The sequence below is a fragment of the Nocardiopsis akebiae genome, assembly GCF_018316795.1.
Lineage (GTDB): Bacteria > Actinomycetota > Actinomycetes > Streptosporangiales > Streptosporangiaceae > Nocardiopsis > Nocardiopsis dassonvillei.
Map to the genome: position 1 here is coordinate 4,222,345 of NZ_CP074132.1, position 16,398 is coordinate 4,238,742.

A 16,398-nucleotide genomic window follows, 5' to 3' on the forward strand; every position below is an offset into this window, starting at 1 on the left:
GACGAGCCGTGCGGGCGAGGGCCAAACAGCTGACCGATTACCGGAACACGGGGGATCGCAGAGCCGGAGGACGGTGGTCTCCCGTGCCGCGTCCGGACGCGCGCGGGAGGGTGGACGCCGCACGCGGTGGTCACCCCGGAAGGGAGGGGAACGAGCCGGACGCGACCCGTGCGGCGGAGGACCCGCACGGCCCCGCGCCGGGGTCACGCGGCGAGGTTGTGGTGCCTGCGGCTGATGAGCAGGGCGCCGAACACCGCCACGGCGGCGCACAGGGCGGCCATCCCCTCGTTGCCCAGGCGCCAGTGCAGCAGCGCGCCGCTGACCGAGACGACGTAGAGGAGCCAGTACGCCCCGCTCTCCACCAGGTTGCCGTTACGGCCCTCCATCGTGCCCCCTGCCGTGAACGCGTGCCCTCACGCGAGCCTGACGGCGCGTGCCGTCTCTCTCTGAGACGCCGTGGTGACTCTCGGGGTTGACACGCCGTCGCGACCCGGGGGTGTGACGGTGGTTATGCGCACCGGTGACGCACGCCCGCCCTGGTCAGGGCCGAGGGGCCGGACCGGAGCAGGTGGGGTCGGAACGGGCGGGGTCGGCCCCCGGCCGACCGCCCGGGGTCAGGGCCGGGCCGCGTCCGCGAGTTCGAGAAGGTCCAGCGCCTCGGCCGTGCGCGCCAGCTCGGGGTCCCCGGCGGGGCCGAACTCGACGATGTCGGAGTGGACAGCCCGGAGCCGCCAGCGGGCGCGGGACACCTCGCGGCGCTCCCGTCGCGGGCTGAGGGCGTGGTGGGAGGGGGCGGCCTGGTCGCGGACGGGCATAACGCTCATGGGCGGTCCTTCGGGGGTGGGTCAGCGGTCGTGGGGTACCCCGGATCACGGTGTGACGCTGCCTCCGCGCCCCGGGTTCACCGTGAACACGATCCCGCAGTCCGCCTCCAGTGCGGTTCCGGAATCCTTTCGCTCCACCCCAGGTCAACGGGGGACGGGAAGGGAGCGTTCCACGGTGTTCCCGTCCCCTACCCGTTGTCCCGCCCGGAATGCACGGAGTTGGCACATAGAAGGCACACGTGTCCGCCTTCGGGACCAGGGCCCGAGCGCGTCCGGCCGCGCCCGCGCGAGCGTGCCCGCCGACCGCCGACCGCCGACCCGCCGCCCGGCCAGCCGCCGCCCGCCCGAGCGGTCCGCGCCGCGGGCGTTCCCCGTTCCGTCGCCCTTCCCCCGTTCACACCCCTTGTGCTGAAGGAAAACTAAACGTACAGTAACTTACCAATTAGATTCGTTGCGTAACACGGCGACTGCGCGCAGTCGCCCACCCGGTCCCGCGCACGCCCTCCGTGCCCGGGACCGACTCCGCCCGTCACCGCCCCGCCGCGGCGGGGCTTCCCCCCGGAGTAGCCCATGCGCACCGCGTACCGGCCCCGCAGGTCCCTCGCCTCCGCAGCACTGTCCTTCCTCACCGCCGCCGCGCTCGTGATCCCGGCCGGAGCCGCCTCGGCCGCCCCCGTCCCCGAGGACACGACGGCCCCGGCATCCGCCGAAGCCGCCCAGGCGGCGGCCCTGGTGTGGTCCGACGAGTTCAACGGCGCCGCCGGAAGCGCCCCCGACCCAGCCAACTGGAACCACGAGACCGGCGCCCACGGCTGGGGCAACAACGAACTCCAGAACTACACCGACAGCCGCGCCAACTCCGCCCTCGACGGCCAGGGCAACCTCGTCATCACGGCGCGCAGGGAAGCCAACGGCGGCTACACCTCCGCCCGCATGACCACCCAGAACAAGGTCGAACACGCCTACGGCCGCATCGAGGCCCGCATCAAGATCCCCCGCGGCCAGGGCATCTGGCCCGCCTTCTGGATGCTCGGCGCCGACTTCCCCGACACCCCCTGGCCCGACTCCGGCGAGATCGACATCATGGAGAACATCGGCCGCGAACCCCACCTGGTCCACGGCAGCCTCCACGGGCCCGGCTACTCCGGGGGCAACCCCCTGACCGGCTCCTACATGCACCCGCAGGGCTGGTCCTTCGCCGACGACTTCCACACCTTCGCCGTGGACTGGAGCCCTGGGTCGATCACCTGGTCCGTGGACGGCAACGCCTACCAGACCTACACCCCCGCCGACACGCGCGGGAACCCCTGGGTCTACGACCAGCCCTTCTTCATGATCCTCAACGTCGCCGTGGGCGGTAACTGGCCCGGCTACCCCGACGGCACCACCCAGTTCCCCCAGCAGATGCTCGTGGACTACGTCCGGATCTACTCGGACGGCGGCAGCCCCGGCGGCGGCACCGGCACGATCACCGCCTCCAACGGCATCTGCCTCGACGTGGCCGGGGCCCAGACGGGCGACGGGACCCCGATCCAGCTGGCGAACTGCAACGGCAACCAGGCCCAGCAGTGGACCGAGGGCTCCGACGGCACGTTCCGGGCGTTCAACAAGTGCCTGGACGTGGCGGGCGGCGCCACCGCCGCGGGCACCCCGGTACAGCTGTGGACCTGCAACGGGACCGGCGCGCAGCGGTGGACCCACGACAGCGGGACGCAGGCCCTGCGCAACCCGCAGTCGGGCCGCTGCCTGCAACCCCAGGGCCGTGCGCAGAACGACGGCACCCGGATGGTGATCGCCGACTGCGACGGCAGCGCCGTCCAGCGCTGGAGCCTGAACGGCTGACCCCTCCCCCGTGCCGCCCGCCGACCCCCTCCGGCGGACGGCGCGGCGCCGGCCGCCGCTCCTCGGGCGGTCGGCGGCGCCTTCGGTCCCCCGTGTCTCAGAACCGGGGGGCCGAGGTGTCGACCATCCGCCACGCCCCGGGATCGGCCGGGGCGTCGGTGAAGGCGTAGCGCACGGTCTCGCGGTCCATCGCCAGCAGGGTCACCGAGCCGGTCTCCCACATCCTGCCCCCGCCGAGGTCGGCGCGGGCGACCAGGCCCGCCGGGTCGCCGGACTCGTCGGGGCCCGCCGACCGGGGCGCGGAGTCGGCGGCCTCGTTGACCAGGCGCGGCCACTCCCCCCAGATCTCCTCCACTCCCTTCGCGCGGGACAGGTCGGCCGGGTCGGGCCGGGTGCGCGCGAACTCGGGAGTGTGGCGGGCGGCGCGCGGGTCGTCCGGGTTCAGCCCGGTGTTGACCACCATGCTCACGCCGACCGGCAGCGGACGGGTGTCCAGGCACCGGCCGTCCCAGCTGTGCAGCCCGGCCCGGCGGGCGTCGGCGTCCAGCAGGTGGAAGGGCGCGTAGAGGGTGGGGTCGTCGCCGTGCAGCGGGTCGCGGCCCGGGTTGCGGCCCGCGTGGGCGAGGGCGCGCAGCGGCAGTTCGCCCCGGCTGGCCGGGTAGGTGCCCTCCCAGGGCATGCGCCCGTCCCAGGGCCAGCCGTTGAGCAGGGCCGCCGCGCGCGGGCCCGTCGGATCCACCGCCAGCCAGGTACCGCCCGCGAGGCGGTCCCGGCCTCCGACGAGGTCGGGCCGGTCGGGCCAGTGCCGGGCGGGCCCGTCCCAGGGCCGGGAGGACATCTCGTCCCGGAGCGCGGCGATGACCAGGGGCGTGTCCGCGCCGGGGTCGAAGCCGACGATGACAGTGCACATGACGACCTTGTGACCTTTGCTGTGGGTCCCCGGTGTGGTGCGGTCCCCGCGGCGGTGCGGGCGGAACGGGGATGTGGACAGGAGGCAAACGCAACCGTACCCGGAGGGGCCCTCGGCAGTACTCCGCGCGGGCCCGGGGTAGTGCGGGCACCACCCGGATCCGGGGGACGGTGTCCCTGTTCCCGGTCCGGGAGTCTTCTAGTCTGTAGTCTCCCTCCCCCTTCGCGTGTGCGGGGCGGATGCCGCGTCCGAGGCGCCTGCCCGCCCGTCTAGTTTCCCGGACCACACAGGAGTAGTGCGTGCCCGAGCAACCCGACCGGACCGACGACGGTGCGGACAGCACCGCGTACAGGCCGCGGGACGCGGTTTCCGCCGTCCCAGGACCGCAGGCGGGCGGCGGCGCCCCCGAGGCGGCCGGAGCCCCCGAAGCTCCCGCCGGAGCCTGCGCCGAGCCCGTTCCCGCAGGCCCCAGGGGCCCGGCGGGCCCTCCGCCCGAGACGGGGCTGACCGGGCGGCAGGTCGCCGAACGGGTCTCGGCGGGGCGGACCAACGACGTGCCGGTGCGCGCGAGCCGCACGGTCGGCCAGATCGTCCGCGGCAACGTGTTCACCCGGATCAACGCCATGGTCGCGGTGCTGTTCTCGATCATCGCCGTGATCGGCCCGGTGCAGGACGGCCTGTTCGCGATGGTCATCCTCTTCAACACGCTGATCGGCATCGTCCAGGAGCTGCGGGCCAAACGCACCCTGGACAGGCTCGCCATCGTCAACGCCGCCCGGCCACGCGTGGTGCGCGACGGCGCCACCGTGCACGTGGCCACGCAGGAGATCGTCCTGGACGAGGTCCTGGAAGTGGGCGTGGGCGACCAGATCGTGGTCGACGGTACCGTCACCTGGGCCGGAGGGCTGGAGGTCGACGAGTCGCTGCTGACCGGCGAGGCGGACCCGGTGGTCAAGCGGCCCGGGGACACCGTGATGTCGGGCAGCTTCGTGGTGGCGGGCACCGGCCGCTTCCGGGCCACCAAGGTGGGGCGGCACGCCTACGCGGCGCGGCTGGCCGAGGAGGCGAGCCGCTTCTCGCTGGTGCACTCGGAGCTGCGGTCGGGCATCAACCGCATCCTGACCTGGATCACCTACGCGCTGTTCCCGATCGGCGCCCTGCTGATCTACAGCCAGCTGGTCCTGGGCGGGCACGTGGGCCTGGAGGAGTCGACCTCGGGCGGCCAGATCTCCGGCCCGCTGGCGGACGCCCTGCGCAGCATGGTCGCGGCCCTGGTGTCGATGATCCCCGAGGGCCTGGTCCTGCTCACCAGCATCGCGTTCGCGGTCGGGGTGATCCGGCTGGGGCGGCACGAGTGCCTGGTGCAGGAGCTGCCCGCGATCGAGGGCCTGGCCCGCGTGGACGTGGTGTGCACCGACAAGACGGGCACGCTGACCGAGGCGGGCATGAAGCTGGCCGGGATCCGCGACCTGGGCGGGCACCGCGGGGAGGCGTCCTCGTCGCTCGTGCTGGCGGCGCTGGCGGCGCTGGCGGCCAGCGACCCCGACCACAACGCGAGCATGGCGGCGATCGCGCGCGGGTGCGAGGCCGCGGGCCAGGCCGCGCCCGACTGGACGGTCACGGCGCTGGCGCCGTTCTCGTCCGCCCGCAAGTGGAGCGGGGCCAGCTTCCTCGCCCCCGGCGGCGAGGAGCACTGGGTGCTGGGCGCGGCCGACGTGCTGGCCTCCCCGCAGGACCCGGCGGCCGCCGAGGCGGCCCGGCTGGGCGCGCAGGGCCACCGGGTGCTGCTGCTGGCGCGCGCGTCGGCTCGGGTGGACTCCGACGAGGCGCCCGGGACCGTGCTGCCGGTGGCCCTGGTGGTGCTGGACCAGAGGCTGCGCGAGGACGCCGGTCCGACCCTGGACTACTTCGAGGACCAGGGCGTGGACGTCAAGATCGTCTCGGGCGACCACGCGGCCTCGGTGGGTGCGGTGGGCCGTGAGCTGGGGCTGCCGGGCGCGGACCAGCCGGTGGACGCGCGGGCGCTGTCGGAGGACCGCGACGGGCTGGCCCGCGAGGTGGAGGAGCGCTCGGCCTTCGGCCGGGTGACGCCCGAGCGCAAGCGCGACATGGTCAGGGGCCTGCGCGACCGCGGGCACACGGTGGCGATGACCGGTGACGGCGTCAACGACGTGCTGGCGCTGAAGGAGGCCGACATCGGCGTGGCGATGGGCTCGGGGAGCCCGGCGTCGCGGTCGGTGGCCCAGCTGGTGCTGCTGGACAACCGGTTCGCGGTGCTGCCGCGCGTGGTGGCCGAGGGCCGCCGGGTCATCGGCAACATCGAGCGGGTGGCCAACCTGTTCCTGACCAAGACCGTGTACACGATGACGCTGGCGATCATCGTGGGCCTGCTGGCGGTGGCCTATCCCTTCTTCCCGCGCCACGCGACGCTCATCAACGCGGTGACGTTCGGCATCCCGTCGTTCTTCCTGGCGCTGGCGCCCAACACCGACATCGCCCGGCCGGGGTTCGTGATGCGGACGCTGCGGCTGGCGATCCCCTCGGGCATGGTGGCGGGCTTCGCCGCGGTGACGACCTACCTGCTGGTGCTGGGCGGTCGTACTGTGCCCGACCCGGCCGACCGGACGGCGGTGGTCATCACGCTGTGCGCGACGACGCTGTGGGTGCTGCTGCTGGTGGCGAAGCCGTACGTGTGGTGGAAGGTGCTGATGGTGGGCTCCATGGTGGGCCTGTTGACGCTGGCGATGGTGACACCGCTGGGGCAGTGGTTCTTCGACCTGGACGTGAGCGACCCGACCAAGGTGCTGACCGGTCTGGCCGTGGCGGGTGTGGCGATCGTGGTGATCACGGTGATCCGGGTGGTGGACGACCGGATGACGGCCCGGTCCGAGGCGCGTGCGGCGGAGAGGGAGGACGAGCGCGAGGCCCAGGAGCGCACCCCGGAGCCGGTGTGACAGCCGTTCTCCGAGAGGTGAAGGGGCCGGGGGCGGGCACCCGCCCCGGAAGGTCCGGCGGAGCGGCTCCGGTGCCCGGTCCCGGGGCGGGTCGCGGGTGGCGCGGTCGCGGGCGACCCGGTTGCACGCAGCCGCGGCCGGGCCCTGGAGAGGGCGAGGGGAGAGGGAGAGGGGCAGGACATGCTGAGCGAAACCGACATGCGCCGTCTGCGGCGCGCGGTCGATCTGGCCGAGGAGTCCCTGGAGGCGGGTGACGAGCCCTTCGGCTCGGTGCTGGCGTCCGGGGAGGGGACGGTGCTCTTCGAGGACCGCAACCGCGTCGCCGGCGGCGACCCGACGCAGCACCCGGAGTTCGCCATAGCCCGGTGGTCGACCACCCGCATGAGCCCCGGCGAACGGGCGGCGGCGACCGTCTACACCTCCGGGGAGCACTGCCCCATGTGCTCGGCCGCCCACGGTTGGGCGGGGCTGGGCCGGATCGTGTACGTGGCCTCCTCGGCGCAGCTCGTCTCGTGGCTGGAGGAGTGGGGCGTCCCCCCGGCGCCGGTGCGGGCGCTGCCGATCGGCGACGTCGTGCCCGCAATCGCGGTGGAGGGGCCGGTGGACTCCCTGGTCACGCGGGTGCGGGCGCTCCAGGCCCGCTTCCACGGCCGGAGCTGACACCGGCGCCGGGCGGCCCGGCGTCGCCACCGCCGGGCCGGGCGGACACCCGGAGGATCCCTGACGCGCGGTCGGCGCGGCGAGCACTGTCAGCGCGTGGGGCCGGTCGGCGCGGTGGGCGCCGTCAGTCCTTGTCGTCGTCGCGGGGTTCGAAGCGCCCCTGGATGACGCGGCCGCGGTCGCGCGGAGCGGCGTCCTCGTCGGCGCGGGGGCCGAACGGGTTCTGGCCGGGGCCGAACGGCCCCGCGGCCGGACCCGCTCCCGGGCCGCCCGGGGCGGTGGACCCGCGGACGACGAACTCCTCGTTCATCCGCTCCTGCATCCTGCGCACGCGGCGCCGCGCCCACGAGGCGAAGGCCCAGCGCAGGACGGGGCGGGTGAAGGGCAGGGCCATCAGCAGGCCGAGCACGGCGGTGATGAACCCGGGGATCACGAGCAGGATGCCTCCCGCCATGAGCATGAGCGGATCGAGCAGCCCCCCACGCGGCTGCTCGCCCGAGCGCATGGCCTGGTCCGCGTCCCGGAAGGCCTTGGTCCCGGCCCGGCGCAGCACGGCCACGCCCAGGACCATCAGCGAGACCAGCGCGGCCAGCGTCCACGGGACGCCGATCCAGCCGCCGACGGCGATCATCAGCCACACTTCCAGGAAGGGCAGCGCCATCAGCGCCAGCACTGTCAGCAGCGGCATGCGTAACCATCCTCCGGGTCGTCGGCGGGAGCTCTCCCTACAGGAGGGAACGCGCGTGCGGGCTCCAGGGTTCCCCCGGGCGCGTGCTCCCCGACCGGGCGTCCGCGTCAACGCCCCCGGACGCGCCCTCCCGCGCGTCCGCACAGGGCCCCGCCGTCGGCCCCGTGCCTCCCGGGCGCGGAGCGGGCGCGCCCCCTCAGGCGCGGCGACGGCGGCCCAGGACCACCGCCACGGCCACCGCGCCCAGCCCCAGGGCGCTCAGGAGCGCCTCCGGCGCGGCGCCCAGGCGGGTGGCGACGGTGGTGCCCTCCATCGCCTCCAGCTCGGCCACGTGGATGTCGGGCACCGCCTCGGGCGAACTGTAGGCCAGGCTCCCGTCGGGGTCGACCACGGCGCTGACGCCGCTGGTGGAGACGACCACCGCCGGGCGGCCGTGCTCGACGGCGCGCAGCTGGGTGATGGCCAGCTGCTGGTTGGTCTGGCCGGTGAAGTTGTAGTTGGCGTTGTTGGTGGGGACCACGATGACCTGCCCGCCCGCGGCGACGGACTCGCGCACCGGCAGGTCGAAGGCCACGTCGAAGCAGATGCCCACGGCCAGGGTGGTGCCGCCCACGTCCAGGGCGCCGGGTTCGGTGCCGGGGACGGCGTCGGAGCTGACCTGCTGGAGGCGGGCCACGAACCGCGTGAAGAAGTCACGGAAGGGGACGTACTCGCCGAACGGCACGAGGTAGCGCTTGTCGTACATCTCGCCCGGCCCGGTCAGGGGGTCCCAGACCACGCTGCTGACGTAGCGGGTGCCGTCGTCGTTGAAGCGGCTCATGCCCCACAGCAGGGGGACGCCCGCGTCGGCCGCGGCGGCGTCGATGACCTCGCGCGCCTGGGGGTCGCGGAAGGGGTCGATGTCGCTGGCGTTCTCCGGCAGCAGCACCATGTCCGGCTGGGGGTACTCCCCCGCGCGGACGGCGTCGGCGAGCTCGTGGACCCCGTCGGCGTGGTTGTCGAGGACCTGCATGCGCTCGCCCGCGATGGACATCTGCCCGACGTTGGGGACGTTGCCCTGGACCATGCCGACGGTGACGGTGTGCGAGACGTCGGGGCGGCCGATGGCGGGGGCCAGGGCGCCGCCGGCGACGACGGCCGCCGCGGCGGCCAGTCCGATGACGGCCGGGACCCAGCCGGTCCGCAGCGGGCCGCCCGTGTTCGCGGGGCGGCCCGGGCCCGCCCCCGCCCCGTGCGCGGCGTCGCGATCGTTTCGGTCGTCCCGATCACCGCGTCCGGCCCCGAGGGCGCCCGCCAGGCGCAGCGCGCTCCACAGCAGCAGACCGCCGGTGAGGGCGACCGCGAAGGTCACCAGGGCGGAGGAGCCGAGGGCGGCGTAGCCGACGAAGGGCGTGTCGGGCTGGGCGAAGGCGAGCTTGCCCCAGGGGAAGCCGCCCAGCGGCCAGCGGGCGCGCACGGCCTCCTGGGCCACCCACAGGGCCGCGGTCCACAGCGGCCAGCCGGGCAGGCGCATGGCCGCGCCCAGGGCCATCGCCATGGGGAGGAAGTAGACGGTCTCGGCTCCGGCGATGAGCAGCCACACGTCGACGCCGAAGATGTCCTGCCAGTGCACCAGCGGCACCATGAGCGTGGCCCCGGACAGGGCGCCGAGCCAGGCCGCGCGGCGCGTCCGGGCCCCCGCGACGGCGAGGGCGAGCAGCGCGGCGCTGAGCGGGCCCAGCCACCACAGGCCGTAGGGCGGCAGCGCGAAGAGCTGGGCGAGACCGGAGCCGACCGCGGCGAGCACCCGCCACAGCAGGTCGTGGCGCCCCCAGCGGTGTCCCGGAGCGAAGGCGGAGGCGAGGGAGCGTACCGGGTTCGCCGTCCGCTCCCGCCCCACCGGTTCCGGCGAGGGTCTGTCGGAGCCGTGGGCGCTGCCCCGCTCGGTGTGCTCGGCAACCACGTGGGGTGCTCGCTTTCCGCTGGCTGGTGAGAGGTGCTCGCGGTCAGCATATGGGGGGACGCGGAAAAGGCCCGAGCCACCCTTCGGACCGGCTCCGTCCCGTCGGCGGCGAGCTCGGAAGACCGTTGTCTACTGGATGTTCGGGCCTTTTCCGGGTCCAACCCCCCGCCCGGTCGCGGTACTCCACCCCTCACCCGATCCCAGCTGCACCTGGCGCGTGATGCAGCGTCCGATCGGACGAGTGGGGGCCGCACAACCGGTCCGTCCAGTGCTGGACTGGTCGTTAGGTTACCCAGACTCCCCGACCCGATGCCTCAACCCGGCTGCCGTGTCGTGGCCGCCGCCCCGAGGGCGTGGAGGGGAGAAAGGAAGGAACCGTCGGACAGGCTAACGCACCTGGGGCCGCCACGCCAGCTGAGCGGACGGGGTTTGTGTCTGACCGCAATCGGATCGACATCGACCCAAGTATGGACTTTTCGATCATGATCATGTCTGATGTGATCAGCACAACGGCCTGGTTCGATCAATTGCGAAAGTTCCAGGTCGGCGGCGCGGACATCCCGATGACCCGCGTCACCCCAAACCTCGACCCCGGCCCGGGAGCTGACAACCATGGCGGAGATCGTCCTCGATGGCGTTGACAAGATCTACGGCGGCGACGTCAAGGCCGTCGACAACCTGAACCTGAAGATCGAGGACGGCGAGTTCATGGTGCTCGTCGGCCCCTCCGGCTGCGGAAAGTCCACCGCGCTGCGCATGATCGCGGGCCTGGAGGAGATCACGGGCGGCACGCTGGTCATCGGCGACGAGATCGTCAACGACCGCCCGCCCAAGGACCGCGACATCGCGATGGTCTTCCAGAACTACGCGCTCTACCCCCACATGACCGTCGAGCAGAACCTGGCCTTCGGCCTCAAGCTGCGCAAGGTGGCCAAGCCCGAGATCGCGCGCCGCGTCAAGGAGGCGGCCGAGATGCTGGGCCTGGAGACCTACCTCAAGCGCAAGCCGGGCGCCCTCTCCGGCGGTCAGCGCCAGCGCGTGGCCATGGGCCGCGCGATCGTGCGCGAGCCGCGCGCGTTCCTCATGGACGAGCCGCTTTCCAACCTGGACGCCAAGCTGCGCGTGCAGATGCGCGCCTCCCTCAACCAGCTCCACGAGCGCCTGGGCGTCACCACCATCTACGTCACCCACGACCAGATCGAGGCCATGACCCTGGGCGACCGGGTCGCGGTGATGCGCGACGGCCGCCTCCAGCAGGTGGACACCCCCAAGCGCCTGTTCGACGCCCCCGTCAACCTGTTCGTGGCCGGGTTCATCGGCTCCCCGGCGATGAACTTCGTCGACGCCGAGCTGGTCGCCGAGGGCGACGGCGCGGTGCTCACCTTCGCCGAGCACAAGCTGCCGGTCCCGGCGAGCGTCCTGGAGGCGCGCCAGGGCCTGCGCGACTACCTGGGCCGCAGCCTCATCCTGGGCATCCGCCCCTCGGACTTCAACGACGCCGAGCTGGACGGCAACGGCGACCCGCAGATCCAGGTCAAGGCGAGCGTGACCGAGGAGCTGGGCACGGAGATCAACGTGATCTTCACCGTGGACGCCCCGCCGGTGCGCCACGAGGACGCCGCCGCCCTGGCCAAGGACGCCGCGGGCGAGGAGGGCGAGGGCGACGGCCTGCCGCTGGGCGGCAACACCTCGCTGTTCACCGCCCGGGTCAGCCCCCGCAGCAACGTGCGCCCGGGCCAGCCGGTGAACCTGTCGGTGGACGTGAGCCAGCTGCACTTCTTCGACCCGCAGAGCGGTCTGGCCATCGGCCACCCCGACAACGTCTGAGCCCGCCCCACAGCGCCCCGCCGGGCCCTCTCCCCCTCCTCCGGGAGGGACCCGGCGGGGCGCGCCCGTGCGCGGGGCCCGGCGGGGGCCCGGACCCTATCCAGTGCGCAACGGGGCAAACCTTGCTCCTAGGACACAGTCACGCACCTTGGGGCAAGGCATCTGTTTCTTGACCCCCGGATGAGCGCACCCCAACGATTGTGTGGTGTCCAACCGAGCCCCCGGAGCCGCTCTCGTCACCGAGTCCGCGCCCGAGCCCGAGCCCGCCGTCGACGTCCTGCACGGCCGTCCCGTGCCCGACCCCTACCGGTGGCTGGAGTCCGCCGACTCCCCCGAGACGCTGCGCTGGCTGGAGGAGCGGGGCCGCGAGTACGCGGCGGAGTCGCTCACCTGGCCCCTGCGAGACCGCCTGGCCGGACTCATCCGCTCCCTGGTGGACACCGACCTGTGGAGCCCGCCGGTGCACCGGCCCGGCGCGGTGTTCGCCACCGTGCGCCCGGCCGGGGGCGAGCACCCCCGCCTGGTGGTCCTGACCGGGGACGGCCCGCCGCGCACCGTCTACGACCCCGTGGCCGAGGACCCGGCCGGACACACCACCCTGGACGCCTGGGAACCCTCCCCCGACGGGGGGCTGGTCGCCGTGCAGACCTCGTCGGGGGGCGTGGAACGCGGCGCCCTCCGCGTGATCGACGCGGGCAGCGGGGAGCCCGTGGGCCCCGAGGTGCCCGAGGTGCGCTACTCCCACGTGGCCTGGGCGCCCCGGGGCGTCCCCGCCTTCTACTACGTGCGCCGCGACGGCGCCAGGGGCGTGCGCGGCGTGTGGCTGCGCAGGGTCCTGGACGGCACCGAGACCCTGGTCCACGCCTGCGCGGCGTCCGGGACCGTGCCCGGGGTGCGCGTCCTGGGGAGCCGGTGGCTGCTGGTGTCCGAGAGCCACGGCACCGGGCACCGCACCGACCTGTGGCTGGCCGACCTGACCGGCCCGACCCGACCCGCCGCTCCGGCCGACCCGAGCGCCCCGACCTGTGAGACCGGCCCGGCCGACCTCCCCGAGCGGCCCCCGCTGCGGCCCGTCCAGGTGGGCGAGGAGGCCGAGACCGAGGCCCGGCTGGGCCCGGACGGCCTCCTGTACCTGCGCACCACCCTGGGCGCGCCGTGGCGGCGGATCTGCGCGGTCTCCCCCGAGGAGCCGGGTGTGGGGCACTGGCGCGAGGTGGTGCCCGAGGAGGACGGGGCGACCCTGGACGCCTTCGCGCCCTGCCCCGCCGGACCCGAGGGCGGCACCGCCCTGTTCGTCGCGCGCACCCGACTGGGTATCAGCGCCGCGGCCGTCCACGACACCCGGACCGGCGGGCTCCTGTACACGGTGGACCTGCCCGGGGAGGGGATGGTCTCCACACCGGAGACGGCGCCCGACGGGTCGGTGTACCTGGGGTACGCGGACGTGGCCACCCAGCAGCGGGTCCTGCGCCTGCCCCCGGGGGAGCGCACCCCGCGCCCCTGGCCGCCCGGCGCCGCCGAAGCCCCGCCCTCCCCGGACGTGGAGCGCTCGGTGGTCTGGTGCCGCTCCGCGGACGGCACCCGGGTCCCGGTGACCGTGTTCACCGCCGCGGGCCGCGACCACGCGGCGCCCGGCAGCGGGCTGATCCCCGAGCCGACCCTTCTGCACGCCTACGGCGGCTTCGGACGCCCGCGCCAGTTCGGGTTCAGCGCGACCGTGCTGGCCTGGCTGCTCTCGGGCGGCCGGTACGCCGTCGCCCACGTGCGCGGCGGCGGGGACGCGGGCCGCGACTGGCACCTGGCCGGTTCGGGCCGCGGCAAGCCGCGCGCCGTGGAGGACCTGGTGGCCGCGGCGGCGGCCCTGGTCGGGGCGGGGATGTGCACTCGCGAACAGCTGTGCCTGTCGGGCGGCTCCGCGGGCGGACTGCTCGTCCTGGCCGCCGCGACCGCGCGCCCGGACCTGTGCGGGGCGGTGATCGCCTCCGCGCCGCTGGCGGACATGGCCCGGTTCGAGCGGATGGGCCTGGGCCGGATGTGGACCCGCGAGTTCGGCAGCGCCGCCGACCCCGACGACTTCGCCGCCCTGATGTCCTACTCCCCCTACCACCGTGTGCTGGAGAGCACCGGGGACGGGCCCGGACGGCGCTTCCCCGGCGTCCTGCTCACCGGCTTCCACGGTGACACCCGCACCGACGCCGCCCACCCGCGCAAGATGTGCGCGGCGCTGCTGGCGGCGGCCGCGCGGGAGGAGGGGCGCCCGCCCGTCCTGCTCCGGTACGAGCGCGACGTGGGCCACGGCCCGCGCGCGGTCAGCCGGGCGGTGGGACTGGCCGCCGACGCGCACGCGTTCGCGGCCCACCGGACGGGGCTGTCGCCGCGCTGAGCGCGGGGGCGGTCCTGGCAAGAGAAACGGCACACAGAAAGCGAGGTGTGGTGCGTATGGACCCGATCGAGGTCGAGACCGAGGACCTGGCCGAGGTGACCTCCCGCGACATCACCGCGGGCGGCGACAGCGACGGCACCGACTCCAGTTCCGACTTCATCTGATCGCGTCCCGCCCGGCCCGGTCCCCCCGGGTCGGGCGGGGCCCGGCCCCGTGCACGGAGAGGACGCCCCCTCATGACCGATCCCGGCCACCTGTTCACCCGGACCCTGAGCGACGTCGTGGGAAGGGAGGCCCTCACCGAGCGCCTGTCCGAGGAGTTCGTCTTCGCCGACCTGGGCGCGGACGCGGTGCGTTCGCTGCTGACCTTCGACGACCTCAACGGCCTGCTGGCCACCTGCTCCCCCGAACCGCCCAGGCTGCGCCTGCACCGGGACGGGTCCCCGGTCCCGGCCGACCGCTACACCGAGGCGGCGACCTCATCGCGCAGCGCGCGGCGGGTGGTGCGGCCCGAGGCGCTGTACCGGGAGCTGCGGGAGGGGGCGAGCCTGGTCCTGGACAGCGTGGACCGGATGCACCCGCCGGTAGGCGCGGCCGCCGACGACCTCATGCGGCTGGTGCGCGAGCGCGCGCAGGCCAACCTGTACCTGATCTGGGGCGGCTCGCGCGGCTTCGACACCCACTGGGACGACCACGACACGGTGATCGTCCAGGTGGAGGGGACCAAGCACTGGCAGGTGCACGGTCCGGGGTCGCGCCCGTACCCGATGAAGAACGACGTGGACCACGCCCACACGCCGCCACGCGACGCCGACGGCGAGCTGCACCTGGTGTGGGAGGGCGTGCTGCGGCCGGGCCAGGTCATCCACGTGCCGCGCGGCTGGTGGCACACGGTGACCGGGACCGGCGGGGTGAGCATGCACCTGACCTTCGGCTTCACCCGGGCGACCGGCGTGGAGTGGGCGGACGCGCTGGTGCGGCGGCTCTTCGAGGAGGAGGTGTTCCGCAGGGACCTGCCGCGCTTCGCCGACCCGGACGTGCGGCGCAAGCACCAGAGGGCGCTGGCGGCCCGGATGGCGGAGCTGGCCGAGGAGCTGGACCTGGACGGCTTCCTGGCCGAGCGGGACGCGCGCTTCCCGCGCCGGACCTCGTTCTCGCTGCCGTGGCCGGTGGAAGAGGGGGCGCCGCCCGCGCACGCCCGGGTGGAGTTCGTGCCGATCCTGCCGCCGCCGGTGTCGCACGACGGCGAGAGGGTGGCCGTGACGGTGGGCGGGCGCCGGTACCGGTTCCCGGCCGTGGTCGGACCGGTTCTGGAGGCGTTGGCCGAGCACCGGGAGCTGAGCGTGGCCGAACTGGCGGAGCGGGCGGGCGCGGAGGTCGAGCGGACGGCGGAGGTCGTGTCCGCGCTGTCGCGGCACCACCTGGTGGTGGTGCGGTAGCCGTCCACAGGCGCGGGAAGGGCCTGGTGGGTCCGGCCCGCGCGCGCCTGCCTGGGTAGCAGGGGGTCCCCGGCCCACCTGCTTCGCGCTGCCCGCGCCCCGAGGGCAACCGGCACCGCTCAGGGCAGACGCGCCAGCACGTGGGCGTCCAGGAAGCCCCGCTCGGAGGCCGGGTCGTGGAGCAGCCGGGCGAACACGACCAGTCCGGCTCCGGTCAGCAGCTCAGCGAACCGGTCCACCGGCCAGCTGTAGGCGGGCGCAACCTTGTGGTCGAAGCGGACCGGCTCCGGCCCCTCGGTCGCGAAGAACGAGGCCAGGAGCAGGCCCCCCGGAGCCAGGACGCGCACCTGCTCGGCGAGCAGCGCGGGCAGTTCCCCGGGCGGGGTGTGGATCATCGAGTAGTGGGCCAGCACACCGCCGAGCGCGCCGTCCCCGACCGGCAGGGCCTCCATCCGCCCCTGGTCGAACCGCAGTGCCGGATGGGCCCGCCGAGCGTGCTCGACCATGCCCGGGGAGAGGTCGAACCCGCGGGCGTCCAGCCCCAGCTCGCACAGCACGGCCGTCAGGTGCCCGGGCCCGCAGCCGACGTCGGCCGCCCGCGGGTTCCCCGTCGCGCGTACCAGCTCGGCGAAGGTGCCGATCATGTTGCGCGAGAACGGCTGCGTCTCCAGCCGGTCGGCGAACATCGACGCGTACAGCTCCACGACCCCGTCGTAGGCCGCCCCGGTCCGTTCCTGGTGCTCTGTCACGGAACAGCAAGCTAGCACCCGCGGCCGCTTCCCGTGCCGTTTCGAGGCTTTTTCGGGGGGTACGGGTGGCTTCACGCTCGCGACGCGTGACAGTGGCGGGCCGCCAGGCCGACGGAACCGAGGGGGAGCGCGCACGAGCATGGCACCAGAACGTATCCGCGCCCCGGACACTCATCGCCC

Annotated in this window: 13 protein-coding genes; 7 read left to right on the forward strand and 6 right to left on the reverse strand. The window is 74.3% G+C overall.

Going from position 1 to position 16,398, the window contains the following annotated elements; translation table 11 throughout:
* Positions 1–203: 203 nt before the first annotated feature.
* Positions 204–386: a hypothetical protein gene (locus KGD83_RS18130; protein WP_013152576.1), complete on the reverse strand. Its 183-nt coding sequence runs from the start codon at positions 384–386 to the stop codon at positions 204–206.
* 228 nt (positions 387–614) lie between these two features.
* Positions 615–824 (reverse strand): hypothetical protein, encoded by a 210-nt coding sequence (locus tag KGD83_RS18135; RefSeq protein WP_249351936.1) that lies wholly within the window; start codon positions 822–824, stop codon positions 615–617.
* Positions 825–1,394: 570 nt separating this feature from the next.
* Here KGD83_RS18135 and KGD83_RS18140 point away from each other — a divergent pair.
* Complete coding sequence (locus KGD83_RS18140) at positions 1,395–2,666, forward strand: family 16 glycosylhydrolase (protein ID WP_212640313.1); 1,272 nt, start codon at positions 1,395–1,397, stop codon at positions 2,664–2,666.
* 97 nt (positions 2,667–2,763) lie between these two features.
* Here KGD83_RS18140 and KGD83_RS18145 read toward each other — a convergent pair whose 3' ends face one another.
* A complete protein-coding gene (locus KGD83_RS18145) occupies positions 2,764–3,576 on the reverse strand; it encodes an NRDE family protein (RefSeq protein ID WP_212640314.1) in 813 nt (270 codons plus the stop codon).
* A 299-nt stretch (positions 3,577–3,875) separates the two neighbouring features.
* On the opposite strand from KGD83_RS18145, the gene KGD83_RS18150 reads away from it, so the two are divergent.
* Entirely contained in the window at positions 3,876–6,530 is a 2,655-nt protein-coding gene (locus KGD83_RS18150; protein WP_212640315.1) for an HAD-IC family P-type ATPase, read from the forward strand.
* A 180-nt stretch (positions 6,531–6,710) separates the two neighbouring features.
* On the forward strand, positions 6,711–7,190 hold the full coding sequence (locus KGD83_RS18155) for a nucleoside deaminase (RefSeq protein ID WP_212640316.1): 480 nt from the start codon (positions 6,711–6,713) through the stop codon (positions 7,188–7,190).
* A gap of 124 nt (positions 7,191–7,314) precedes the next feature.
* Here the strand turns inward: KGD83_RS18155 and KGD83_RS18160 are convergent, their stop codons facing one another.
* Together KGD83_RS18160 and lnt are read right to left on the reverse strand one after the other, a co-directional pair.
* Positions 7,315–7,878, reverse strand: a complete 564-nt coding sequence (locus KGD83_RS18160; protein WP_212640317.1) for an FxsA family protein — start codon at positions 7,876–7,878, stop codon at positions 7,315–7,317.
* Positions 7,879–8,074: 196 nt separating this feature from the next.
* Complete coding sequence (gene lnt / locus KGD83_RS18165; RefSeq protein ID WP_212640318.1) at positions 8,075–9,820, reverse strand: apolipoprotein N-acyltransferase; 1,746 nt, start codon at positions 9,818–9,820, stop codon at positions 8,075–8,077.
* A gap of 467 nt (positions 9,821–10,287) precedes the next feature.
* Between lnt and KGD83_RS18170 the strand changes: the two genes are divergently transcribed.
* The 4 genes from KGD83_RS18170 to KGD83_RS18185 all read left to right on the forward strand — a co-directional run bounded on the left by KGD83_RS18170 (position 10,288) and on the right by KGD83_RS18185 (position 15,469).
* Positions 10,288–10,461, forward strand: coding sequence for a hypothetical protein (locus tag KGD83_RS18170; protein ID WP_212640319.1), 174 nt, complete (start codon positions 10,288–10,290; stop codon positions 10,459–10,461).
* Positions 10,433–11,647, forward strand: a complete 1,215-nt coding sequence (locus KGD83_RS18175; protein WP_212640320.1) for an ABC transporter ATP-binding protein — start codon at positions 10,433–10,435, stop codon at positions 11,645–11,647. Before KGD83_RS18170 ends, KGD83_RS18175 begins: the two co-directional genes overlap by 29 nt.
* Before the next feature lie 202 nt (positions 11,648–11,849).
* The gene (locus KGD83_RS18180) at positions 11,850–14,030 is read left to right on the forward strand and encodes a prolyl oligopeptidase family serine peptidase (protein ID WP_212640321.1); all 2,181 of its coding nucleotides are present in this window, start codon (positions 11,850–11,852) and stop codon (positions 14,028–14,030) included.
* A gap of 236 nt (positions 14,031–14,266) precedes the next feature.
* Positions 14,267–15,469 carry a JmjC domain-containing protein gene (locus KGD83_RS18185; protein ID WP_212640322.1) on the forward strand — a complete coding sequence of 401 codons (1,203 nt, stop codon included), beginning with the start codon at positions 14,267–14,269 and terminating at the stop codon, positions 15,467–15,469.
* Positions 15,470–15,588: 119 nt separating this feature from the next.
* Here KGD83_RS18185 and KGD83_RS18190 read toward each other — a convergent pair whose 3' ends face one another.
* A complete protein-coding gene (locus tag KGD83_RS18190) occupies positions 15,589–16,218 on the reverse strand; it encodes a class I SAM-dependent methyltransferase (protein WP_212640323.1) in 630 nt (209 codons plus the stop codon).
* Positions 16,219–16,398 lie beyond the last annotated feature (180 nt).